Origin of the sequence: Curtobacterium sp. NPDC089689 (assembly GCF_044749145.1) — a bacterium.
Lineage (GTDB): Bacteria > Actinomycetota > Actinomycetes > Actinomycetales > Microbacteriaceae > Curtobacterium.
Map to the genome: position 1 here is coordinate 404703 of NZ_JBIVHJ010000001.1, position 21833 is coordinate 426535.

Annotated in this window: 21 protein-coding genes; 5 read left to right on the forward strand and 16 right to left on the reverse strand. The window is 71.9% G+C overall.

Features of this window, described 5'->3' with window-relative positions; all coding sequences use genetic code 11:
• Nucleotides 1-19: 19 nt before the first annotated feature.
• The 11 genes from pth to ACIPYW_RS01935 all read right to left on the reverse strand — a co-directional run bounded on the left by pth (nucleotide 20) and on the right by ACIPYW_RS01935 (nucleotide 11493).
• Complete coding sequence (gene pth / locus ACIPYW_RS01885) at nucleotides 20-604, reverse strand: aminoacyl-tRNA hydrolase (RefSeq protein ID WP_400410266.1); 585 nt, start codon at nucleotides 602-604, stop codon at nucleotides 20-22.
• A gap of 30 nt (nucleotides 605-634) precedes the next feature.
• Complete coding sequence (locus tag ACIPYW_RS01890; RefSeq protein ID WP_400410268.1) at nucleotides 635-1282, reverse strand: 50S ribosomal protein L25/general stress protein Ctc; 648 nt, start codon at nucleotides 1280-1282, stop codon at nucleotides 635-637.
• A gap of 203 nt (nucleotides 1283-1485) precedes the next feature.
• Nucleotides 1486-2469: a hypothetical protein gene (locus tag ACIPYW_RS01895; protein ID WP_400410270.1), complete on the reverse strand. Its 984-nt coding sequence runs from the start codon at nucleotides 2467-2469 to the stop codon at nucleotides 1486-1488.
• 31 nt (nucleotides 2470-2500) lie between these two features.
• Entirely contained in the window at nucleotides 2501-3856 is a 1356-nt protein-coding gene (gene manD, locus ACIPYW_RS01900) for a D-mannonate dehydratase ManD (protein WP_400410272.1), read from the reverse strand.
• The gene (locus tag ACIPYW_RS01905) at nucleotides 3853-5136 is read right to left on the reverse strand and encodes a mannitol dehydrogenase family protein (RefSeq protein WP_400410274.1); all 1284 of its coding nucleotides are present in this window, start codon (nucleotides 5134-5136) and stop codon (nucleotides 3853-3855) included. The genes manD and ACIPYW_RS01905 overlap by 4 nt, the downstream gene beginning before the upstream one ends.
• Nucleotides 5133-6020, reverse strand: coding sequence for a sugar phosphate isomerase/epimerase family protein (locus tag ACIPYW_RS01910; RefSeq protein ID WP_400410276.1), 888 nt, complete (start codon nucleotides 6018-6020; stop codon nucleotides 5133-5135). The genes ACIPYW_RS01905 and ACIPYW_RS01910 overlap by 4 nt, the downstream gene beginning before the upstream one ends.
• Entirely contained in the window at nucleotides 6017-7210 is a 1194-nt protein-coding gene (locus ACIPYW_RS01915) for a Gfo/Idh/MocA family protein (RefSeq protein WP_400410278.1), read from the reverse strand. The genes ACIPYW_RS01910 and ACIPYW_RS01915 overlap by 4 nt, the downstream gene beginning before the upstream one ends.
• Nucleotides 7207-8043, reverse strand: a complete 837-nt coding sequence (locus ACIPYW_RS01920; protein WP_400410280.1) for a sugar phosphate isomerase/epimerase family protein — start codon at nucleotides 8041-8043, stop codon at nucleotides 7207-7209. The genes ACIPYW_RS01915 and ACIPYW_RS01920 overlap by 4 nt, the downstream gene beginning before the upstream one ends.
• Before the next feature lie 89 nt (nucleotides 8044-8132).
• Nucleotides 8133-9086 (reverse strand): carbohydrate ABC transporter permease, encoded by a 954-nt coding sequence (locus ACIPYW_RS01925; RefSeq protein WP_242863078.1) that lies wholly within the window; start codon nucleotides 9084-9086, stop codon nucleotides 8133-8135.
• Nucleotides 9083-10135 carry a carbohydrate ABC transporter permease gene (locus ACIPYW_RS01930; protein WP_400410282.1) on the reverse strand — a complete coding sequence of 351 codons (1053 nt, stop codon included), beginning with the start codon at nucleotides 10133-10135 and terminating at the stop codon, nucleotides 9083-9085. Before ACIPYW_RS01930 ends, ACIPYW_RS01925 begins: the two co-directional genes overlap by 4 nt.
• Nucleotides 10135-11493 carry an ABC transporter substrate-binding protein gene (locus ACIPYW_RS01935; protein WP_400410284.1) on the reverse strand — a complete coding sequence of 453 codons (1359 nt, stop codon included), beginning with the start codon at nucleotides 11491-11493 and terminating at the stop codon, nucleotides 10135-10137. Before ACIPYW_RS01935 ends, ACIPYW_RS01930 begins: the two co-directional genes overlap by 1 nt.
• Nucleotides 11494-11639: 146 nt before the next feature.
• On the opposite strand from ACIPYW_RS01935, the gene ACIPYW_RS01940 reads away from it, so the two are divergent.
• Both ACIPYW_RS01940 and uxaC read left to right on the forward strand, forming a co-directional pair.
• Nucleotides 11640-12731, forward strand: coding sequence for a LacI family DNA-binding transcriptional regulator (locus tag ACIPYW_RS01940; RefSeq protein ID WP_400410286.1), 1092 nt, complete (start codon nucleotides 11640-11642; stop codon nucleotides 12729-12731).
• A gap of 30 nt (nucleotides 12732-12761) precedes the next feature.
• A complete protein-coding gene (uxaC, locus tag ACIPYW_RS01945; protein WP_400410288.1) occupies nucleotides 12762-14192 on the forward strand; it encodes a glucuronate isomerase in 1431 nt (476 codons plus the stop codon).
• Here the strand turns inward: uxaC and ACIPYW_RS01950 are convergent.
• Genes ACIPYW_RS01950 through ACIPYW_RS01960 form a run of 3 tightly spaced genes read right to left on the reverse strand, consistent with a single transcriptional unit; the run spans nucleotide 14182 to nucleotide 16698 of the window.
• Nucleotides 14182-14766, reverse strand: a complete 585-nt coding sequence (locus tag ACIPYW_RS01950; protein ID WP_400410290.1) for a GNAT family N-acetyltransferase — start codon at nucleotides 14764-14766, stop codon at nucleotides 14182-14184. The two genes, uxaC and ACIPYW_RS01950, sit on opposite strands and share 11 nt — an antisense overlap.
• Before the next feature lie 2 nt (nucleotides 14767-14768).
• Nucleotides 14769-15446: a response regulator gene (locus ACIPYW_RS01955; protein ID WP_400410292.1), complete on the reverse strand. Its 678-nt coding sequence runs from the start codon at nucleotides 15444-15446 to the stop codon at nucleotides 14769-14771.
• Nucleotides 15436-16698: a sensor histidine kinase gene (locus tag ACIPYW_RS01960; protein WP_400410293.1), complete on the reverse strand. Its 1263-nt coding sequence runs from the start codon at nucleotides 16696-16698 to the stop codon at nucleotides 15436-15438. The genes ACIPYW_RS01955 and ACIPYW_RS01960 overlap by 11 nt, the downstream gene beginning before the upstream one ends.
• Nucleotides 16699-16913: 215 nt before the next feature.
• On the opposite strand from ACIPYW_RS01960, the gene ACIPYW_RS01965 reads away from it, so the two are divergent.
• Complete coding sequence (locus ACIPYW_RS01965; RefSeq protein ID WP_400410295.1) at nucleotides 16914-17177, forward strand: SHOCT domain-containing protein; 264 nt, start codon at nucleotides 16914-16916, stop codon at nucleotides 17175-17177.
• Here the strand turns inward: ACIPYW_RS01965 and ACIPYW_RS01970 are convergent.
• The gene (locus ACIPYW_RS01970) at nucleotides 17164-17703 is read right to left on the reverse strand and encodes a gluconokinase (RefSeq protein ID WP_400410296.1); all 540 of its coding nucleotides are present in this window, start codon (nucleotides 17701-17703) and stop codon (nucleotides 17164-17166) included. The two genes, ACIPYW_RS01965 and ACIPYW_RS01970, sit on opposite strands and share 14 nt — an antisense overlap.
• A 114-nt stretch (nucleotides 17704-17817) precedes the next feature.
• Here ACIPYW_RS01970 and gndA point away from each other — a divergent pair, with 114 nt between their 5' ends.
• Entirely contained in the window at nucleotides 17818-19275 is a 1458-nt protein-coding gene (gene gndA, locus ACIPYW_RS01975) for an NADP-dependent phosphogluconate dehydrogenase (protein ID WP_290132624.1), read from the forward strand.
• A gap of 111 nt (nucleotides 19276-19386) precedes the next feature.
• Here the strand turns inward: gndA and ACIPYW_RS01980 are convergent, their stop codons facing one another.
• Entirely contained in the window at nucleotides 19387-20082 is a 696-nt protein-coding gene (locus ACIPYW_RS01980) for a hypothetical protein (RefSeq protein WP_400410298.1), read from the reverse strand.
• Between the two features lie 125 nt (nucleotides 20083-20207).
• Here ACIPYW_RS01980 and ACIPYW_RS01985 point away from each other — a divergent pair, with 125 nt between their 5' ends.
• Complete coding sequence (locus tag ACIPYW_RS01985; protein WP_400410300.1) at nucleotides 20208-21824, forward strand: molybdopterin-dependent oxidoreductase; 1617 nt, start codon at nucleotides 20208-20210, stop codon at nucleotides 21822-21824.
• Nucleotides 21825-21833: the final 9 nt, after the last annotated feature.

Consider the following 21833-nt stretch of genomic DNA (forward strand, 5'->3'; position numbering starts at 1 on the left):
GTCCGGATCGGTGGCGCGGTCAGGAGGGGGCGTGGATCCGCTGCTGGGCGGCGAGCAGGCCGAGCTCGGCGATCGCCTCGACGGCGTCGGCGCCGTCGGCGACGAGGTTCGGGAGCGTCTTCTTCTCGGCGGGCGAGAAGTCGCGCAGCACGTAGTCGGCGGGGTCTTGTCGGCCCGGGGGACGGCCGATGCCGATCCGCACCCGGGCGAACTCGTTCGTGCCGGTCGCCTTGATGATGTCGCGGAGCCCGTTGTGGCCGCCGTGCCCACCGTTGCCCTTGAGCCGCACGGTGTCGTAGGGCAGGTCGAGCTCGTCGTGCACGACCACGAGCGACCGGGCGTCGAGTCCGTAGAACCCGAGGACCGACGAGACGGGGCCGCCGGAGGTGTTCATGAACGAGCCGGGCTTCGCGAGCACGAGCTTCGGCCCGCCGGGGACCAGGCGCCCCTCGGCGACCTGGTTCGGCGTCTTGTGCTTCTTGAACGTCGCGCCCATCCGGGCAGCGAGTTCGTCGAGGACCATCTGGCCGACGTTGTGGCGGTTGCCCGCGTAGCCGGGCCCGGGGTTCCCGAGCCCGACCACGACGAACACGTTGTCAGCCATCAGCGTCGACCAGAGGTCCGCGGAGAGGTGTTACTCGGAGTCCGATGCGGACTCGTCGGCGGCAGATGCCTCGCCCTCGGCGCCGGCCTCGGCACCGGCCTCGGCGGCCTCTTCGTCGGCAGCGATGTCGTCGGCGGTCGCACGCGGGGTGACGATCTGGACGACGAGCGCGTCGGCGTCGGTCTCGAGCTCGGCGCCCGACGGGAGCTCGATGTCGGACGCGAGGACCTGCTTGCCGTCCTCGAGACCCTCGACGTCCACCACGACGTGCTCGGGGATCTTCGTCGCCTCGACGAGGAGGGAGACCGAGCTGAGGTCCTGGACGTGGATGGTGCCGGAGAACGACTCGCCCTCGACGACGACGGGGACGTCGACGGTGACCTTCTCGCCACGGCGCACGACGACGAGGTCGATGTGCTCGATGATCTGGCGCACCGGGTCACGCTGGACGTCCTTCACGAGGGCGAGCTGCGCGGTGCCCTCGATGTCGAGGTCGATGATCGCGTTGGCGGTACGGACGATGAGCATCGTCTCGTGGCCCGGGAGGGTGATGTGCTTCGGCTCGGTGCCGTGGCCGTAGACGACCGCGGGGATCTTGTCGTTCGCACGGATCTTGCGGGCCGCGCCCTTGCCGAACTTGGTACGGACTTCCGCCGCGAGCTTCGTGTTGTCGGCCATGGTTGCCTCCTGGTGTCGTGGTCGACGCCGGGGTGCCGGCATCGGGGGGGTCTGTGGTGTTGCAACTCGAACGCGTGCACGCGTGAGGAACGCTCCCAGGACTGGGCCGGGTCTCCCACTGCGTCGATCACGGCCGCGCGTACGCGGCCCTCGCCGAAGTCAGTCGCCAAGCCTACCAGGCGCTGACCGGGCGTGTCGCACGTTCAGGTCCGCCGGCGGTCGCGTGCGGCGTCGAGTTCGGCGCGGGCACGGTCGCTCGCGGCCTCGGCGTCGTCCCGGGTGCCACGCAGCCGCTCGACCTCGTCGGCGAGGTCGGCGAGGTCGCGGTCCAGCCGCTCCAGTTCGGCCGCGAGCCCCTCGCGCCGCTCCTCGAGGTCCCGCCGCCGCGTGTCGGCTGCGTCGAGCGCCTCCTCGGCCGCGTCGAGCGCCGCATCCGCCTCGCGGGACGCCCGGCGTGCGTCCGCCTCCGCGCGGCGCAGGGCCCCGCGGTCCGGCACCGGCACGTCGTCGTCCGGTCCCGTCGCCGGTTCGGCTGCTCGTCGCCGCGCCGTCTGCCTGGAGGCACGGGTCGACCCCGTCGCGCCGCGCCCGTCGTCCCCGTGGTCGCCACCACGGCGCGAGCGCTGGCGACTCGGGGCGTGGTCGATCGGGATCGGCTCCGCGTCGGACCCGGACCACGCGTCGGGTACGGCGTCGGGGTCCGCCAGCGCGCCGTCGAGGTCCACGCCGTCGAAGCCGACGCTCTCGAGTGGGCGGACGAGCAGCCCCGACCGCACGGCCGCGGCGGCGTGCGGGTCCATCATGGCTGCCTCGATCGTGGCCGCCACCTGGTCGAGGACGGCTCGGGTGACGTCGTGCCCGGCTTCGGCAGCGAGTGCTGCGCCCCGATCGGTCAGGCCGCGGACGAGTCGTGCGCGCTGCTTCCGGAGCGTGGCGATCTCGCCAGGGTCCGCGCTCGCCTGGGCGTCGCGGAGAGCCGGCCCGAGGTCGATCGCCTCGTCGAGCGCCGCGTCGTGCACGAGGAGGTCGACGACCCACGCGGCCGGTGCCGGCTTCCGGAGCCCGCCGATACGGGTGGCCAGGGCCCGGTCGTCCTTCCGCACGGCGCGCTGCCGTTCCGTCCGGGCACGCACGAAGTCGCCGGGGGCCACGAGCAGCAGCTCCCCGACGACCTCGCTGAACTCCATCAGTCCAGCATGCCCGCGTTCCGCCGGTGGGTCACCAGTCGTGGACGGTGCCGTCGGCGAGACGGTTGAACGGCAGGTACGCCTGCTCGTACGGGTACTTGCCGGCCTCGTCGACGTCGAGCGAGACACCGAGACCCGGTTCGTCGCCCGGGTGGAGGTAGCCGTCGGTGAAGGTGAACGTCTGCCGGAACACCTGGTTCGTCTTCGGGCCGTGCTGCATGTACTCCTGGATGCCGAAGTTGTGGATCGCGAGCCCGAGGTGCATCTGGGCGGCGAGACCGACCGGGGAGATGTCGGTCGGCCCGTGGAACCCGGACTTGATCTGGTACATCGCGGCGTAGTCCATCGTCTTGCGCAGCGGGGAGATGCCGCCCATGTGCGTGACGGCACCGCGGACGTAGTCGATGAGCTGGTCGCGGATGATGTCCTTGAAGTCCCAGATCGTGTTGAACACCTCACCGATCGCGAGCGGCGTCGTGGTGTGCTGCCGGACGAGCTTGAGGGCCTCCTGGTTCTCGGCGGGGGTGCAGTCCTCGAGCCAGAACAGGTCGTACGGCTCGAGGCTCTTGCCGAGCTTCGCGGCCTGCAGCGGGGTCATCCGGTGGTGCCCGTCGTGCAGCAGCGGGAGCTCGGGGCCGAACTCGTTCCGCACGGCTTCGAACACGGTGGGCACGTGGCGGAGGTAGGCGCGGGTGTCCCAGTCCTCCATCGCCGGGAAGGCCCCGCGCTGCGCCGGCTCGAAGTCGTACCGGACACCCGCGTTGCCCTCGGTGGTCGTGTTCGAGGCGATGCCGTAGATGCTCTCCAGCCCGGGGACGCCGGTCTGGACGCGGATCGAGCGGTAGCCCTCTTCCTGGTGCTCGCGGATGGAGTCGAACAGCTCCGGGAGCTCCTTGCCGGATGCGTGCCCGTAGGCCATGAGCCCGGTGCGGGAGGCACCGCCGAGCAGCTGGTAGAGGGGCATCCCGGCGACCTTGCCCTTGATGTCCCAGAGGGCCATGTCGACGGCGGCGATCGCGGCCATCGTGACCGGTCCCCGGCGCCAGTACGACGAGCGGTAGAGGAACTGCCAGGCGTCCTCGATCCGGCTGGCGTCGCGACCGACGAGCAGCGGGACGACGTGCTCGGACAGGTACGCCGCGACGGCGAGCTCGCGGCCGTTGAGGGTCGCGTCGCCCAGCCCGGTGACCCCGTCCGCGGTGGTGATCTTCAGTGTGACGAAGTTGCGGTTCGGGCTCGTGACGATGACCTCGGCGCGGTCGATGAGCTGCCCGCGGTCGGTCGACGCCCACGTGTCCGGACGCCCGGCGGTCGGGTCCGTCGCGGCGCCGGCGTCGGTCGCACCGGGGACGGGTGCGGCGGGGTTCGTGGTGCCGGTGTCGGTCATGCGTGGACTCCTTCGTCGACGGTGCCGCGCGTGGGAGCCGCGGCGGTGCGGATGCGTTTGGCGGCCGCGGTGACGGCGGCCACCACGGGGGTGGTGTCGAGGTCGGGCGCGACGACCCCCAGGACGTCGTGCACGTCCGAGTCTGGCCCGGGGGCTCCGGCGTCGTCCACGAACTCGGGCTGCTCGGTCAGGTGCAGCCACCACGCCGCGAGGGCCGTGGCCGCGCCGGGACCGATGCCGGCGTCGGGATCGCGGGCGAGTCGGTGCCGCAGCACGTCGCCCACCCGGACCGGGAGCTTCTGCGAGCCCCCGGACGCGATCTGCCGGAGGGTGTGCCGGATGCGCGGGTTCGCGAACCGCTCGACGAGGGCGGCGCGGACGGCGTCGACCTCGGCGTCCGGCAGCGGGAGCTCGGCGGCGGCTTCGTCCCAGAGCTGTTCGACGGCCGCACGGCACCGGGGGTCGTCCATCGCCTGCGCCACGGTCTCGTGCCCGAGCAGGAGACCGAGGTACGCGAGCAGGGAGTGGGACCCGTTGAGCAGCCAGAGCTTCCGCTGCTCGTACGGGGTGACGTCGTCGACGAGCCGCACACCCGCGGTCTCCCACGCGGGCCGGTCGATGCCGTCGAAGCGGTCCTCGAGCACCCACTCGGCGAAGGGCTCGGTGACCACGGGCACCCGGTCGCCCTCGAGCGCTCCCGGGAGCCCGGCGAGGTCGTCCACGTCGGCCGCGGTCGTGGCCGGCGTGATCCGGTCGACCATCGACGACGGGAACGCGACGTTCGCCTCGATCCACGCCAGCAGCTCGGCGTCGGACACGGCTGACGTGACGGCGTTCCGCAGCACCTCGCCGCCCCGCGTCAGGTTGTCGAGCGACACGAGGGCGATCCGCCCGGCGCCGGCGGCACGCCGGGCGTCGAGCCCCGCGACGAGCCGCGCCGGGACGTCGGAGCCGGACCGGTAGCCCTGTTCGGTAACCGTCAGCGTGACGACGGTGGTCTCCGGGGACGCGACCACGTGCCTCCAGGCCGTGTCGTCACTGCCGGGGTGGGCCGCCATGACCGTGTCGACCACCTCGGCGGTGTCGCCGTCCGCGCCGCGGGTCACGAGGGTGTAGCGGCAGTCCTGTGCGTCGAGCGCCTCGGCGACCTCGGGTGAGCGCCCGGTGAAGGCGGTGATCCCCCACCGCTCGCCGTCCGTGCGACCCGTGTACCAGGCGAGGTGGGCGCGCGCGAACGCACCGATGCCGAGGTGGACGATGCCGGCGCGGCGGTCGGTCATGCGGTCACCGGGACGAGGGACCGGAGGTACGCGAGGTTATCGGCCGTGCGCTCCGTGAGCGGGAGGTCGGTGGAGAAGTCCTCGATCGTGACCCAGCCGTCGTACCCGTGCTGCCGCAGGGCGTCCAGGTAATCGGCGACCGAGGCCTGACCGTCACGCAGGGGTGCCCACTCGTTCTGCCAGACCCGGCTGCCGTCGGCCCGGGTGTCGCCGGTGTCGACCCAGCGCGCGTTCTTCACGTGGGCGTGTGCCAGGTACGGGCCGAGGAGCTCGAACGCGGCGAGGTGGTCCTCCTGCCCCTCGATGACGAGGTTGCCGAGGTCGTGGATGACGCCGACGTGCTCCGGGTCGAGGCCGTCGACGAGCCGGAGGGCCGCCGACGCCGACGGGGTGATCGTCATGTGGTGCAGCTCGACGAGCGCCTTGACGCCGAGTTCGGCAGCACGCGCGGTCGCCCACTCGAGGTCGGCCCGGGTGCGGTCGAACATCGCGGTGTAGGTCTCGCCGGTGCGCTCCTTCTCGGCGCGGTACATCGGCATCGTCACGCGGACCTGCCGGGCACCGAGTTCGGCGGTGACGCGGAGCATCGTCTCGACGCCCTCTCGGTCGGACACCTGCTGGTAGCCGCCGATGCCGGAGTACTCGAGCCCAGCTGCGTCGGTGGTGCTGGCGATCTCGCCGACCCGGTCGGCGATGCCGGTGAACTGCCACGTCGACTTGTTGCCGGCCCAGAACGACCGGCCGGGGGGCACCTCTGCGCCGTCGGCGGGGCGGTCGTCGACGACACGCCACTCGATGCCGTCCCACCCCTGTCCGGCGAGGGTCTGCGCCGCCTCTGTGGGCGTCCAGTCCGGGGTGGAGGCGGTGAACACGGAGAACTTCACGAGACTGCTCCTTCGGTGTGGGCTCCGGCGCCGACGACCGGCACCACGTCGTCGTACGTGCCGTCGATGACGTCGTCGATCCGGACCGGCTTGCCGAGCGTCGCGCTGACGTAGAGCCCGCGGACGGTCGCGAGGGACACGAGGGCGGCGTCGACGGTCACGCCGGGCTCGCGGCCCTCGCGGATCGCGGCCGCGATGTCGGTGTACTGCCGTGCGTGGCCGGCGGCGAAGTGGTCGGGCTCGGTCGGGCCGCCGACGACGTGCTCGGGCGGGACGACGTCGGACTTCTGGTCGACGGCGTCCGCGACGGCGGTGGCGTTCGCGGTGGTGGACGCGGACTCGAGCGTCGCGGAGTCGGGCGCGACGTGGAAGTAGGCGAGCCGGTCGTCGTCGACGATCGCCGAACCGTGCGTGCCGTAGACCGCGTACCGGGCGGAGAGGCCCGGGTAGGCGGCGGTCGTGCAGTGGATGACCCCGAGGGCGCCGTTCCGGAACCGGACGGTGGCGACCGCGGTGTCCTCGACCTCGATCCGGTCGTGGGCGAGGAGCCCGGTCTGCGCCGAGATCTCCTCCGGACGACCGAGCGCCCAGACGAGCAGGTCGACGGTGTGCACGCCCTGGTTCATCACCGCGCCGCCGCCGTCGAGGTCCCACGTGCCCCGCCAGTCGCCCGAGTCGTAGTACCCCTGCGAGCGGTACCAGGCGACGCTCGCGACGCCCGAGGTGACCGTGCCGAACGAGCCGTCGTGCGCGGCCCCGGCGACGGCGACCGAGGCCGGGTCGAAGCGGTGCTGGCTGATCACACTCGTCACCAACCCACGCGAGCGGGCGTCCGCGGCGAGCGCGGCGATCTGCCGGGCCCGCGGCATCGTGGTGTCGAGGGGCTTCTCGATGACGACGTGCTTGCCGGCGGCGAGTGCTGCCTCGGCGAGCTGGACGTGCATGCCGGACGGCGAACAGATCGCGACGACGTCGATGTCGGCCTGTTCGATCGCGTCCTCGATGGTGGACGTCGTGATCGGTCGCGTGACGCCCATCGACTCGAGCTCGTCCGCGGCGCTCGTGGCCGCGGCGGGGATCGCGTCGATGAGGGCGACGACCTCGAGGTCCGGGTGCTGCACGGCGACGCGGGCGTGGTGGCGTCCGATGACGCCGGCGCCGACGACTGCCAACTTCAGTGGGGTGGTCATCGCAGGGTGACTCCGATCTGGTCGGTGAGGGAGCGGAAGGCGCGTCCGGCGCGACCGAAGGCCGCGGGACCGGAGAACCCGCCGAGGGAGGTGAAGTCGCTGAGGTGCGGTTCGAGGGACGCGTACCCGGAGTACCCGGCGTCGCGGAGCGCGGTCAGGGTCTCCAGGAGTTCGCCGTCACCCTCGCCCGCCGGCACGACGGACGAGTCGACCGCGAGGGCGTCCTTGACCTGCAGGTAGTCGACGTAGGGGGCGAGGCGTTGCCAGCCGTCGGTGAAGGGGCGGACGCCGCACTGGACGTAGTTCGCGTTGTCCCAGGCGAGCCGCAGCGACGACGAGCCGACGCTCTCGACGATGTCCAGCACGCGAGCGGGGACGTCGCCGTAGATGTCCTTCTCGTTCTCGTGGAGCAGCGTCACCCCTTCCCGCGAAGCAAGGTCGGCGAGCGCCTGCATCCGGACGAGGACGTCGTCGCGGACGGCTTCGTGCGCCCGGCCCTCGAAGTAGAACGAGAAGATCCGGATGTTCGTGGTGCCGAGGGCGTGCGCCGCGGCGATCGCTCGACCGAGCCGGCCGACCTCGTGCTCGACGGGTTCGTCGACGGACACCTTGCCGATCGGCGAGGCGATGGCGGACACGGTCTGCCCGCGCTCCTCGAAGAGGCGGTGGAGTCCGGCGAGCTGGTCGTCGTCGAGGTCGACGACGTTCACCCCCCAGGCGCTCCGCACCTCGATGGCGCTGGCGCCGAGCGCCTGCAGCACGGCGACCTGGATCGCCGGGTCGGCGTCGATCTCGTCGCCGAACCCGGAGAGTTCCCAACTGGGCTGGGTCATTGCGTTCCCTTCATGGTGACCGGAAGACCAGCCTGGTGGCGCGGGGCGGGCTGGCACCGCGCCTCCAGGCAGTCTGTGGAGAACTGTCGCTACTTCACCGAGCCGGCCGTGAGGCCGCCGACCAGGTAGCGCTGGAAGATGAGGTAGAGCGCGACGACCGGCACGGCGCAGACGATCGACGCGGCCATCATCTGGCCGTAGATCGGGACGGCGCCGCCCTCCTGGGTCGTGCCGAGCACCTGGAGCACCACCGCGACGGTGCGCGTGTTCGGGGTCGTCATGATCGTGGAGAACAGGACGTCGTTCCAGCCGAGCAGGAACGCGAAGATCGCGGACACGACGATCCCGGGCCACGACAGGGGCAGGACCACGCTGCGGAGGATGCGTCCGCTCGAGGCGCCGTCGATGCGGGCGGCCTCCTCGAGCTCCTTCGGCAGGCCGCGGAGGTACGTCACCATGACCCAGGTCGAGAACGGCAGGGCGAAGGTGAGGTAGGTGACGAAGAGGCCCCAGCGTGTGCCGATGATCTGCACGCCGGTCGCGCTCGCGATGTTCGAGAACACGACGAACACGGGCAGGAGCAGGAGCGTGCCCGGGATCGACTGCAGGGCGAGGAGCCCGCGGAGGATCGTGAGGCGGCCGAGGAACCGGAAACGGACGAGGACGTACGCGGTCGACACGGCGAGCGCCGCACTCGCGACGGCGACGGCCCCGGCCGTGAGGATCGAGTTCACGAGCCCCTGGCCGAGCGCGACCGTCGACCAGATGTTCACGTAGTTCGCCAGCGTGAACTCGGAGGGGAAGTACTCGCCGCGGGCGACCGCGACGTCGGAGTTGACGGAGCCGAACAGGATGTACAACACCGGGACGGCGATGAACGCGACGATCACGGCGATGACGACGATGAGCAGCCAGCGCGGCAGGAGCCGGGTGACGTCGGTGTCGTAGGGCCGCTTCGCGGGTCGGCCGCTCCGGGCCGTGATGCTCTCGGTCAGCGTCGCGGTCGGACGGGTGCGGGTGCGGAAGGTGCTCTGGGTGCTCATGCGCGGGCTCCGTCGATGTCGGCCGCTGCGGCCGGGGTGGCTGCCGCGAGCGTGGTCGGGTCCGCTGCCGCGAGCGTGGCCCGGTCGGCCCGTCGCTGCTTGCGGGTGGGGCCCGCGTCGTCGCCGGTGTCGAGCTTGACGGCCCGGAGGTAGACGAACAGCGGGATGGCGACGATCACGAGCGAGCAGATCGCCATGGCCGCGGACAGACCGAAGCGGAACGACTGGAAGCTCGCGATGTAGGTCAGTACGGGCATCACCTCGACGCTCGACGGCAGCGGGATGCCGAACAGGACGAACGGGAGCGTGAAGTTGTTGATGTTGTGGAGGATCGAGATGATCACCGCGAGCGAGAGCGGCCCGCGGAGGTACGGGAAGATGATGTACCGGAGCTTCGCCCACCAGGTCACGCCGTCGAGCGCCGCTGCCTCGTGGACCTCGTTGTCGACGGCCTGCAGTCCGGCGAGGGACAGCAGGTACACGAACGGCCAGCTCGTCCACACCATGACGCCGGCGAGCGCCCAGTACGACGCCGAGCCGTTCAGCCAGAGCACGTCCGTGTGCAGGACCGAGTTCACGACGCCCTGCGGCTGGAGCATGGTGCGGAAGAAGGTGCCGACGACGAACGCGGGGAGCACGTACGGGATGAGGTAGACCGAGCGGACGAGCCCGCGGCCGGGGAACCGGTTCTGGGTCGAGATCGCGGCGGCGACCCCGATCGGCACCGTGACGGCGGTGACGAGCACCGACAGCGACACCGAGATCCAGATCGAGTGCAGCAGTGGGGAGGCGGTGAAGGCCTCCGCGAAGTTCGCGAGCCCGATGAAGGGAGCGCTGAACCACTGCCGCAGCGTGTACTGGTCGAGGTCGAGCATCGCGATGTACACGCCGACGAGGAGCGGCACCACGATGACGGCGAGCATGAGGACGCCGCCCGGGAGGAGCATCCAGAGGGGACGCTCGCGTTTGTACAGCGGCGTCTTGCCGTGTGGCCGGATCTCTCGGCGTGGGACGCGCTCGGTCTCCGGCCGGGTCTGCGTGGCGGTCATCACAGCCCTCCGTTCTTCTGGCGGTTCAGGGTGGACTGGGCGTCCCGTTGCGCGGCCTCGAGGCGCGACCGGAGTTGCTCGTCGCTGACCTCGCCGCTCTTGAGCTGCGGGATGGACTGCACGACGACGTCGACGAGCGCGAGCTGGATGTCCGACCAGGCGCCGGTGAAGGCGGTGGGCTTCGAGAGCTTGCCGGCCTGGATGATCGGCGCGAGCTGCGGGTTGTCGGCGGCGAGCTGCGCGGCCGCGTCGGCGTTCGTGGGCAGGTTGCCGAACAGCCGGTAGTACTCGAGCTGGGCCTTCGGCGTGCTGAGCTGCTTGATGAAGTCGAACGACAGGTCCTGCTTCTTGCCGTAGTCGGCGACGACCCAGTTGTCGCCGGACAGGATGCTCGCGGCCTCGATCCCGTCGCTCGGGCGCGACGTCGCACCGGGCGGGACGGTCGGCAGGAGCGCGAACTCGTACTTGCCGTCGACCTTCGTGTCCTTGAACGAGTTGATCGCGGTGGTGGTGGTCATCGGGAAGAACGCGGCCTTGCCGTCGGTGAACTGCGCAAGGGCCTGTGCGTTGTTCCACCCGATGGCGGCCTTGTCGACGACGCCGTCCTTCGTGACCCAGTCGAAGTAAGTGCGGTAGGCGTTCTCGACGGCCTTCGCGTCGATCTCGGCCTTGCCGTCCTTCGACACGATCGTGTTGCCGGCGTTCTGGGCCATGCCCCAGATGAACTTCCACGGGTCGAAGCCGTCGGCGTAGGCGATCGCCATGCCGTGCACGTCGCCGCTGGTCGTCTTCTCCGCGTCAGCGGTCAACTGGTCCCACGTGGTCGGCATCTCGGTGATGCCGGCCTTCGCGAGCAGGTCCTTGTTGACGGCCATCACGAACGGCCGGCTGGCGAGCGGGATGCCGATCTGCTTCGACGAGCTCGGGCCGGAGATGCCGAACGACGCCGGGTCGAACTGGTCCTTGCCGCCGACGGCGTCCCACTGCTCCTTCCCCATCTCGACGAACGCGCCCGTGGCGTAGGCGGTGGGGGTGAACGTGGTGCCGATCGCGTACACGTCGGGGCCCTGCCCGGAGATGACGCTCGTCTGGATGGCGGTGAGTTCCTCCTGCGCCGAGGAGTACGTCTCCCACTGCACCTTCGCGCCGGTCGTCCGTTGGAACTCGGCGGCGACGTCCTGCTGCCACTGCTTGCGTTCCTTGGGGTAGGTGGTGTCCGCGCCCATCATGACGCGGAGCGTGTTCGGGTCGTCGCCGCTGCCGTTGACGATCGCGCAGCCCTGCAGCGACAGTGCTGCGAGCGCGACGACGGCGGCGGCTCCGACCACGGAGCGGGCCTTCAGTCTTCGTGTCCTCATGCGGGGGTTTCCTCCTCGAGACCTCCGAGGGCTGCGCTGGACGACCGACCGTCGGCGGCGCTGCCCGGGTCCGACCACTGTCCCGCTCGTGGCAACATCCGGCAACCGGTTGCCACTTGTTGCCACGAGCGCCTAGCTTCGGCCAGGTGAGCAGGACAGACAGCAGCACCGGCGTCGTCGCCGACGATGCCGAGGCGGGTGTCGGCCGTCGGGTGACGATCCGGGACATCGCCGACGCGACCGGCGTGGCACCGTCCACGGTGTCCCGCGCCCTCTCACTCCCGGACCGCGTGAACCACGTCACGCAGCAGCGGATCCAGCAGGCCGCCCGGGAGCTCGGTTACGTCGCGAACTCGCAGGCGCGGGCGTTGACGTCCGGTCGGACCCGCGCAGTCGCCGTCCTCGTCTCGGACATCACGAACCCCTTCTACTTCGACGTCATCCGTGGGACGCAGCACCAGCTCTCCGCCGCGGGGTGGACGCAGCTGCTCGTCGACACCGAGGAGTCCGCCGACGCCGAGCTCGCAGCCCTCAGCGCGATCGCCACGAAGGCGGACGGCGCGGTGCTCACGGCCTCCCGACTGTCCGACGCGCAGATCGCCCGGTTCGCCGAACGCACCCCGCTCGTCGTCGTGAACCGCAGGCCCGCGGGCGTGCCCTCCGTCCTCATCGACACCCCGGGCGGCGTCGAGCAGGCCGTGCAGCACCTCGTGAGCCTCGGGCACCGTGACGTCCTCTACGTCGCCGGTCCGGACAGCTCCTGGTCGAACGAACGCCGGTGGCGGGCGCTCGTCCGGGTCGCGAAGCGGCTCGGCGTGCGGGTCGCGCGGATCGGACCGCACGCCCCGTTCGTCGACTCGGGCGCCGCAGCAGCCGACGCCGCGGTGAACGCGGGGGCGACGGCGTGCATCGCGTTCAACGACCTCATCGCGATCGGGATGCTGACGCGACTCCGCGAGCGTGGTGTCCGTGTGCCGGAGGACATGTCGGTCGTGGGGTGCGACGACATCTTCGGCGCCGACTTCTGCAACCCACCGCTCACCACGATGACGTCGCCGATCGAGCGCGCGGGACGGGTGGCGATCCGCATGCTCCTCGGCCGGCTCGGCGCCGCGCCCTCGGCGTCCGGCGACGATCTGCCCGACGGGCACGCCGCCGGGGCCGTCGCCCTGCCCACCCACCTCACCGTCCGCGAGTCCACCGGCCCGGCGCCGACCTCGCCCCACCGTCCGTCCTGAACCCGCCCCACCGTCCTGAAGGAGTCGACGATGACCCGGAACAGCACGACCACGACACCCCTGGCACCGCACCCCGACCGGCTCCTGCCAGCCGACCCGGCGGCCCGGGACATCGCCCGGTCGGTGTACGAAGCGGTGGCCGATGCGCCGATCATCTCCCCGCACGGGCACGTCGACGCGGCACTCATCGCCGGCGACGAACCGTTCCCGGACCCGGCGGCGCTCCTCATCACCCCCGACCACTACGTCCTCCGGCTCCTGCACGCCAACGGGGTCCCGCTCGGCCAGCTCGGACGGGGCTCCGGGACGCAGGTCGACGGACGCGAGGTCTGGCGGCACCTCGCCGCGCACTGGGACGACTTCCTCGGCACCCCCGTCCGGTACTGGTTCGAGACCGAGCTCCACGACGTCTTCGGCCTGCGCTCGGCGCCGTCCGCCGAGAACGCCGACGAGCAGTACGACCACCTCGCCGCGCTCCTGCGCTCCCCCGAGTTCCGGCCCCGTGCCCTCTTCGACGCCTTCGGCATCGAGGTCCTCGCCACCACCGACGCACCGGACGCCGACCTCGCCGCGCACGCGCGGCTCGCCGCGGACCCCACGTTCCGCGGTCGGGTGCTGCCCACCTTCCGCGCGGACGCCGTGTTCGACCCGTCGCGATCGGACTGGAGGCACGTGGTGACGTCGGTCGGTGAGGCCGCGGGCATCGACACCGGCACCCACGACGGCCTGCTCGCGGCGCTGCGCGCCCGGCGGCAGTACTTCATCGAGCACGGCGCGACGGCCACCGACACCGGGGTGCTCGACGCCGGGTCCGCACCCCTGCCCGCCGCCGAGCGTGAGCGCATCCACACCGCGGCGGTGCGCGGGCCGGACGCCGTCACCGCCGCCGAGGCCACCGCCTACCGACACGACATGCTCTACCGCTGGGCCGAGATGAGCGTCGACGACGGACTCGTCATGCAGTTGCACCCCGGCGTGCTGCGCAACCACCACCGGCCGACGCTCGACCGCTTCGGGCCGGACACCGGTCACGACCTGCCCGCGGTCGGGTCCTTCACCGAGCCGCTCCGGCCCCTCCTCAACGACTTCGGGACGGCGCCGGGGTTCCACCTCGTGCTCTTCACCGTCGACGAGACGGTGTTCTCCCGCGAGATCGGCCCGCTCGCCGGGTTCTACCCCGCGGTGTACGCCGGGGCGCCCTGGTGGTTCATCGACACCCCGGCGGCGATCGGGCGGTACCGGGCGGCAGTCACCGATTCGGCGTCGTTCACGAAGACCTCCGGGTTCATCGACGACACCCGCGCGTACTGCTCGATCCCGGCGCGGCACGACATGGCGCGACGGGCGGACGCGGCGTACCTGGCCTCGCTCGTCGTCACGCACCAGCTGTCCGAGGAGGATGCGGTCCGCACGGCGCACCGGATCGTCTCGGACATCCCGCGGGCGACGTTCAAGCTGTGAGCGGGTGCCGTACGAGCACGCGGGGGAACCCGGCGAGCACGGACGTCGTCTCGGCGGCCACCGTGAAGCCCGCGGCCTCGAACAACGAGCGGGTGCCGACGTAGGCCATCGTCAGGTCCACGCGTTCGCCGCCGTTGTCGACCGGGTAGCCCTCGAGGACCCGCGCACCGTGGTCACGAGCGAAGTCGACCGCGCCGGCGAGCAGGACGTGCGCGATGCCCTGCCGGCGGTGCCCCGGTCGGACGCGGAGGCACCACACCGACCAGACGCTCGTGTCGTGCGGGTCGTCGAGGTGGGGGATGCGGCGGTTCGTCGCGAACGACGTGTCGGGTCGTGGGTGCACGCCGGCCCAGCCGACGACGTCGTCCCCGTCGTACGCGAGGACGCCCGGCGGTGGGTCCTCGCCGACCAGCCGCCGGACGCGGTCGCCGCGTGCCCGCCCCGCCAGCGCCCGGTTCTCCGAGCCGGGAAGGCGGTAGCTCAGGCACCAGCAGACGTTCGCGTCCGGGCGCTTCGGGCCGACCATGGTCCGGACGTCGTCGAACGACGTCGCGGGACGCACCTCGACGGCCATGGTCAGGGTGTCCAGCCGGGTGTGACGAGTCCGGTCTCGTAGGCGAAGACCACCAGCTGCGCACGGTCGCGGGCGCCGAGCTTGATCATCGCCCGCGAGACGTGGGTCTTCGTGGTCATCGGACTGACGAAGAGCCGCTCGGCGATCTCGGCGTTCGAGAGCCCGGCGGCGACGAGTCGCATCACCTCGCGTTCCCGGACGGTGAGGACATCGAGCTCCGGCGAGAGCGAGGACGGCTTCGCGTGCGTCGCGTACGCCTCGACGAGGGAGCGGGTCGCACGCGGTGACAGCAGGGACTCCCCCAGAGCGACCGTCCGCACGGCGCGGAGCAGTTCGGCGGGCTCGGTGTCCTTGACCAGGAACCCGGCAGCGCCGCCGCGGATGGCCTCGAAGACGTAGTCGTCCTCCTCGAAGGTGGTCAGCACGACGACGTGCACGGCGGCGAGGTCCTGGTCGGCCGAGATGCGTCGGGTCGCGGCGAGGCCGTCGGTCCCGGGCATGCGGATGTCCATGAGCACGACGTCCGGTCGCTCGCGGCGCGCCAGTGCGACGGCCTCGTCCCCGTCCCCGGCCTCTCCGACGACGGTCATGCCGGGCTCGGCCTCGACGAGCGCGCGGAGCCCGGCGCGAACGAGGACCTGGTCGTCCACGAGCGCGACGCGCAGCGGTTCAGTGGTCATCGGGGGCCTCCGGTCGTGCGGTCGTCGACGGCAGGCGTGCCTCGACCGACCACCCGCCGTCCGGGCGTGGTCCGGCGCGGAACGTCCCGCCGACGGCCGTCGCACGCTCGCGCATGCCGATCAGGCCGTTCCCCGAGTCACCCATCGGGGCGGTGCGGGACGAGGCTCGGGATCCCGGGTCGAGGGGCTGGTCGGTGACCGCGACGTCGACCGTCTCGACCCCGATCGTCACGGAGATCTCGGCACGGTTCGCGGGAGCGTGCTTCATGACGTTCGTGAGGGCCTCCTGCACGATGCGGAAGGCGCTCCGGTCCACGGTGCCGTCGATGGCGGCGGGGTCCCCGCTGACGTCCGCGTCGACCGCGACACCGGCGGCCCGCGCACGCTCGACGAGGTCCGGGAGACGATCGAGGCCCGGCGTCGGGTTCCGCGCGGACCCGGGCTCGCCGTCGACGCTCCGCAGCACGCCGAGGATCGTCCGCAGCTCCACCAGGGCCTCGCGGCTGGTGTCGCGGATGTTCCCGAGGGCCTGCTGCGTCGACTCCGGCAGGTCTGCACCGAGGTGCAGGGCGACCCCGGACTGCAGGTTGATCAGCGACATGCTGTGTGCGACCGAGTCGTGGAGCTCCCGGGCGATCCGCACGCGTTCCTCCCCCGCGCGGCGACGTTCGGCGTCCGCCCGGGCACGGCGACGCTCGGCCGCGCGTTCGACGCGCACCCGGACCAGCTCGGTCACGACGATGGTCACGACCGCCCACGCGAGCGCCAGCAGCACGGCCGCTGGGTCGATGGCGGGCGAGCGGCCCAGCACGACGTCGGCGGAGGGCAGCCAGAGGACCGCGAGCACGGCGGCGACGACGACCTCGACCCGACGTCCGCGGAACCAGGCGTTCGCGAGTGCCATGGTCACGGCGGCGACGAAGGGCCCCCGTGGGCTGACGACCGTGGCGAACCCGAGCGTGGTCGCCAGGACGAACCAGAGCACGCCCCGCGGACGCCACCAGCGGAACGGCAGGGCGACGACGCCGGCGACGAGGAGCGCCAGCGCCGACGGGCCGAGCTCGACCGGCGCGGCCGCCGTCGCGACGCCGTGTGCGAGCCACGGTGGCCCGACACGACCGCCGCCGGACCACCCCGACGCGACGACGGTGCCGACCACCTGGAGGATCGCGACGGGCACGACCCGACCGACCCGCGCGAAGCGGGCTCGGCCGCCCGGCCGGATGCCGGGTGCGGTGGTCGTGTCGGTCATGCGTCGAGCCTAGGGTCGGCGGCCCACTGCGGCATCGGGCGCGAGCGGGACCTGTGGACTACTCCCCCGGGAGTACGAGCCTGTGCAGGAAGGCCCGTCGTACGACCGCGGGAGCAGGCGGAAGTGGGGCTGCGGGGCGGACGCGTGACGGGCCTCCAGGCCGGACGCTGGAACGGTCGCCGACCAGGCGGACCGAACCGACCACAGGAGCAGCCATGATCACCACCGCACTCACCACCGCAGCCGCCGCAGCCGCCGCGACCGGGCCGTACTGGCACGGCGGCGGATTCCCGTTCTTCGTCTTCCCGGCGTTCTTCTCCCTCGCGTTCCTCGTCGTGTTCCTCGTTTTCGGGGTCTTCCGACGCGGGTCGTGGCGGGCCGTGTCGGACGCGCGGGCAGTCCTCGCCGACCGGTTCGCCCGGGGCGACATCAGCGCCGAGGAGTACCGCGCTCGGCTGTCCGAGCTCAGCCGGAAGTGACCGCAAGGCCCGCGAGGATCGTCCGCACCGTGTCGTCGACGGACCCGTCGATCGGCACGGCGAGGGCGGCTTCGTCGGGCTGCGGCCGTTCCAGCGTCGCGAACTGGGAGTCGAGCAGCGAGGTCGGCATGTACTCGTGGTGCCGGTGCGACTGCCGCTCGGCGATGAGCTCGCGCGAGCCGTCGAGGAACGCGATGACGAGCCCCGGAGCGGAGACGCGGAGACGGTCGCGGTAGGCGCGCTTGAGTGCCGAGTTCGCCATCACCGCGCGGTGCCCGGACGCCTCGATCGCCGCGATGCGGGCCGCGCACGCGTCGAGCCAGGGCCAGCGGTCCTCGTCGGTGAGCGGGGTGCCGGCGCGCATCTTCTCCTTGTTCGCCGCCGGGTGCAGGTCGTCGGCGTCGACGAACTCGGCGGGCTCCCCGCGGTCCGCGAGCGCCGCCGCCACCGCGGCTCCGATGGTGGACTTGCCCGAACCGGACACCCCCATGACGAGGACGGGCGGGAGGACTGCGGTGTCGGTCATCCCTCCACAGTATTGACGGCGGGCGACGTGCTCCCCAAGTTGCCGTAACACCCACCCGGACCCAGGGCGCGCGCCGTAGGTTGGTGGCCGGTACGACAGGACGAAGGAGACCTCGTGGCAGACAACGACGGACAGGCGAACATCGGCGTGATCGGGCTCGCCGTGATGGGTTCGAACCTCGCACGGAACCTCGCATCGCGCGAGGGCAACACGGTGGCGGTGTACAACCGCACCTACGCCCGCACCGAGGAGCTGCTGCAGGAGCACGGCGACGCCGGGTTCATCGCGTCGGAGGACATCGACGGGTTCGTCGCGTCGCTGTCGAAGCCGCGCACCGCGATCATCATGGTGCAGGCCGGCAAGGGCACCGACGCCGTCATCGAGCAGCTCGCGGAGCGGTTCGAGGAGGGCGACATCATCGTCGATGGCGGCAACGCGAACTTCCACGACACCATCCGGCGCGAGCACGACCTGCGCGAGAAGGGCCTCAATTTCGTCGGCACCGGCATCTCCGGTGGTGAAGAGGGCGCCCTCAAGGGCCCGTCGATCATGCCCGGTGGCTCGAAAGAGGCCTGGGAGACCCTCGGTCCGATCCTGAAGTCGATCGCCGCGGTCGCCGAGGGTGAGCCGTGCGTGACCCACATCGGCACCGACGGCGCCGGGCACTTCGTGAAGATGGTGCACAACGGCATCGAGTACGCCGACATGCAGCTCATCGCCGAGTCGTACGACCTGCTCCGCCGGGCCGGCGGGCTCTCCGTCGAGCAGCTCGTGGAGGTCTTCGACGAGTGGAACGGGGGCGACCTCGAGTCGTACCTCATCGAGATCACCGGCGAGGTCCTGAAGCAGCGGGACGCCGACACGGGCAAGCCGCTCGTGGACGTCATCCGCGACGAGGCCGGGTCGAAGGGCACCGGTGTCTGGACCGTGCAGAACGCGGTCGGGCTCGGCATCCCCGTGTCCGGCATCGGTGAGGCGGTGTTCGCCCGGGCGGTGTCGTCGAAGCCGACGCAGCGTGCCGCCGTGCAGCAGTCCGTGAAGAGCCGGCCGTCGATCGCGGAGGTCCCGGACACCTTCGCCGACGACGTGCGCGCCGCGCTCTACGCCTCGAAGGTCGTCGCCTACGCGCAGGGGTTCGACCTCATCATCGCCGGGGCGAAGGAGTACGACTGGGACATCGACCTCGGCAACGTCGCGAAGATCTGGCGCGGTGGCTGCATCATCCGGGCACAGTTCCTCAACCGCATCGTCGAGGCGTACGACAAGAACCCCTCGCTCGAGAGCCTGCTGGTCGACCCGTACTTCGCGGACGCCGTCGCCGAGGGTGAAGCGGCCTGGCGTCGCATCGTCGGGATCGCGGCAGCGTCGGGGATCCCGGCGCCCGGGTTCTCGTCGGCGCTGGCGTACTTCGACTCGCTCGCGTCCGACCGGCTGCCGGCCTCGCTCATCCAGGGGCAGCGGGACTTCTTCGGCGCGCACACCTACCAGCGGGTCGACAAGGACGGCACGTTCCACACGCTGTGGTCCGACGACGACCGCCGCGAGGTCGAACAGGAGCCGTCGACGCACTGAGCGCCCGCCGCTGACCGAACCGCGGCACGAGACCGCACCGACACGAGGGCCCCGCCGGACCGGCGGGGCCCTCGTCCTGTCTGATCGGCGCGACGTGGCATGCGGTGCTCGCTACGCGACGATGCGTTCGCGAGCGAGATCGGCGACGAGCCGCTCGAGCCGTGGACCCCGACCGACCATGCGCCGGGAGCCCGGGCCGGAACGGACGAAGAACGTCGCGACGGCCGGGGTGTCGTCCATCCGGACGTGGTGCAGCACGACCGCGGTACCGCGCGCGCCGGTCGGCGTCCGTTCGTCCTCGAGCCCGACGTGCACCATCCGCGACCACCGGATCACGAGCATCCGGGTCGCCCGACGCTCGTCGAGCTCCCAGAGCGATGCCTCGGTCGCGCCGAACGCCCACGTCACCCGGTCGCCGAGCGCGAGGCCCGGGCGGAGGTCGGCCACGGAGCGCCGCAGTTCCTCCGTCGGCGCCGCCGGGACGAGCCACACCGTCGGGTCGATGCGGCGGATCGCGAGCGCGAGCGCCTCGTCCTCACGACGGAGCCGCACGCCGCGAGCACGCACGAGGGCGAACAGGATGAGGGCCACACCGACCGCGATGGCGACGGCCTCGGTGATGCCGAACCACACGAGATCGGTGTCCGGCGAGGTGGTGACCACGACGATGCGGACCGCGAGCAGCGCCGCCCAGACCCCGACGATGGTCCAGCGCAGGGCCGCGAACTTGCGCGCCGTCGACCACGGCGCGCGCTCGCCCCGTCGCACACGACCGGACCGGGGAACGCGGTCGGGTCGCCTCAGCACCCCCTGATCGTCGCACGGATCGCGGTGCGTGTGCTGGCCGTGTCGTGAACGTGGGCGGTCGGCCGTTCTCCACGGATGCACAGCGTCCAGCGAGCGCGTGGGCGGGACGACCTACGATCTGCGGTGTGTGGAAGACGTGGGCAGCAGTCGTCGGCGTGATCGCCGCCGTCGTGTTCCTCGCTGCGGCCGAGCTCGTGGCGGTGTTCCTCGGCGGTGCGGGCAGCCCGCTCGTCGGGGTGGGCGGGGCCGTGATCGACCTCGCGCCGCGGGGCGCGAAGGACCTGATGGTCACGCTCTTCGGCACCGGGGACAAGGTCGCGCTCTTCGTGCTGATGTTCGTCCTCGTCGTGGCGATCAGCGCCGGAGCCGGTGTGCTCGAACGTCGACGTCCCCCGGGTGGTGCGGTGGTGTTCGCGATCGGCGGTGTCCTGTCGCTCCTCGCCGTCACGACCCGGTCCGGGAGCGGCTCGCTCGACGGGGCCCCCACCGTGGTCGGCGTGGCCGCGGCGATCATCGTGCTCCGGGTGCTGCTCGCCCGGCTCCGCCGGTGGGAGGCAACCGCGGGCGTCCCGACCGCACAGGCGCCAGCAGCGGTCACCGCGGAGCCGGCCGGTCGTGCCGCGGAGCCCGGCGGGCGCGCTGCAGGACCCGAGGGGCGGGTCGCGGGGCCGGAGCGTCGAGCGTTCCTGGTCTGGGGCGTCGCGACCGCGGCGCTCGCGGTCGTGGTGGGCGGTGCCTCCCGGCTGGGGACGGCGACCATGCAGGCAGCGGTCGCCGCACGCCGGGCGATCCGCCTGCCGAGTCCCGCGACACCGGCCCCGGCCGTGCCGGCCGGAGCGTCCATCGACGTCGAGGGCATCACGCCCGTCATCACCCCGAACGACGCATTCTACCGGATCGACACCGCGCTGAGCGTGCCCCAGGTCGACCCGGCGACGTGGAAGCTCCGGATCCACGGCGCGGTCGACCGCGAGGTCGAGGTCACCTGGGACGAACTGCTCGCGCTCCCGCTCGAAGAGCACGTCGCGACCATGAGCTGCGTGTCGAACGAGGTCGGCGGCGACCTCATCGGGACCGCGCGGTGGCTCGGGTACCCGATCCGCGAGCTGCTCGCGAAGGCGGGGCCGCACGAGTCCGCGGACATGGTGCTCTCCACGAGCACCGACGGTTTCACCGCGGGGACCCCGCTCGACGTCCTCCAGGACCGCGGGACGGCGGCGCTCCTGGCCGTCGGGATGAACGGTGAGCCGCTGCCGCCCGAGCACGGCTTCCCGGTGCGCATGGTCGTGCCCGGGCTGTTCGGGTACGTCTCCGCGACCAAGTGGGTGACCGACCTCGAGGTCACCCGGTTCGCCGACGCGCAGGGCTACTGGACCCCTCGGGGCTGGTCGGAGCGTGGGCCGGTCAAGCTCGAGTCGCGGATCGACGTCCCTCGCGGCGGCAGCACCGTGCGGTCCGGCTCGACGGTCGCGGTGGCAGGGGTCGCCTGGCACCCGCACACCGGGGTGGAGCGCGTGCAGGTCCGGGTGGACGACGGCGGGTGGCAGGACGCGACGCTCGCCGACTCGATCTCGGCGGACACGTGGCGCCAGTGGCTCTGGAGGTGGACGCCGACGAAGGGCACGCACCGCCTGCAGGTCCGCGCGACGAGTGCGGACGGCGAGGTGCAGACGAGCGTCGAGCGGCCGCCGGCACCGAACGGGGCGACGGGGTGGCACGAGGTGACGGTCACCGCGTCCTGAGCGCGGGCG

Coding starts and splice junctions, on each gene's coding strand:
- ACIPYW_RS01965 (WP_400410295.1), top strand. CDS start 16,914: ATGATCACCACCGCACTCACCACCGCAGCCGCCGCAGCCGCCGCGACC.
- ACIPYW_RS01935 (WP_400410284.1), bottom strand. CDS start 11,493: ATGAGGACACGAAGACTGAAGGCCCGCTCCGTGGTCGGAGCCGCCGCC.
- pth (WP_400410266.1), bottom strand. CDS start 604: ATGGCTGACAACGTGTTCGTCGTGGTCGGGCTCGGGAACCCCGGGCCC.
- ACIPYW_RS01905 (WP_400410274.1), bottom strand. CDS start 5,136: ATGACCGACCGCCGCGCCGGCATCGTCCACCTCGGCATCGGTGCGTTC.
- ACIPYW_RS01915 (WP_400410278.1), bottom strand. CDS start 7,210: ATGACCACCCCACTGAAGTTGGCAGTCGTCGGCGCCGGCGTCATCGGA.
- ACIPYW_RS01920 (WP_400410280.1), bottom strand. CDS start 8,043: ATGACCCAGCCCAGTTGGGAACTCTCCGGGTTCGGCGACGAGATCGAC.
- ACIPYW_RS01950 (WP_400410290.1), bottom strand. CDS start 14,766: ATGGCCGTCGAGGTGCGTCCCGCGACGTCGTTCGACGACGTCCGGACC.
- ACIPYW_RS01955 (WP_400410292.1), bottom strand. CDS start 15,446: ATGACCACTGAACCGCTGCGCGTCGCGCTCGTGGACGACCAGGTCCTC.
- ACIPYW_RS01895 (WP_400410270.1), bottom strand. CDS start 2,469: ATGGAGTTCAGCGAGGTCGTCGGGGAGCTGCTGCTCGTGGCCCCCGGC.
- manD (WP_400410272.1), bottom strand. CDS start 3,856: ATGACCGACACCGGCACCACGAACCCCGCCGCACCCGTCCCCGGTGCG.
- ACIPYW_RS01970 (WP_400410296.1), bottom strand. CDS start 17,703: ATGACCGACACCGCAGTCCTCCCGCCCGTCCTCGTCATGGGGGTGTCC.
- ACIPYW_RS01925 (WP_242863078.1), bottom strand. CDS start 9,086: ATGAGCACCCAGAGCACCTTCCGCACCCGCACCCGTCCGACCGCGACG.
- uxaC (WP_400410288.1), top strand. CDS start 12,762: ATGACCCGGAACAGCACGACCACGACACCCCTGGCACCGCACCCCGAC.
- ACIPYW_RS01890 (WP_400410268.1), bottom strand. CDS start 1,282: ATGGCCGACAACACGAAGCTCGCGGCGGAAGTCCGTACCAAGTTCGGC.
- ACIPYW_RS01930 (WP_400410282.1), bottom strand. CDS start 10,135: ATGACCGCCACGCAGACCCGGCCGGAGACCGAGCGCGTCCCACGCCGA.
- ACIPYW_RS01960 (WP_400410293.1), bottom strand. CDS start 16,698: ATGACCGACACGACCACCGCACCCGGCATCCGGCCGGGCGGCCGAGCC.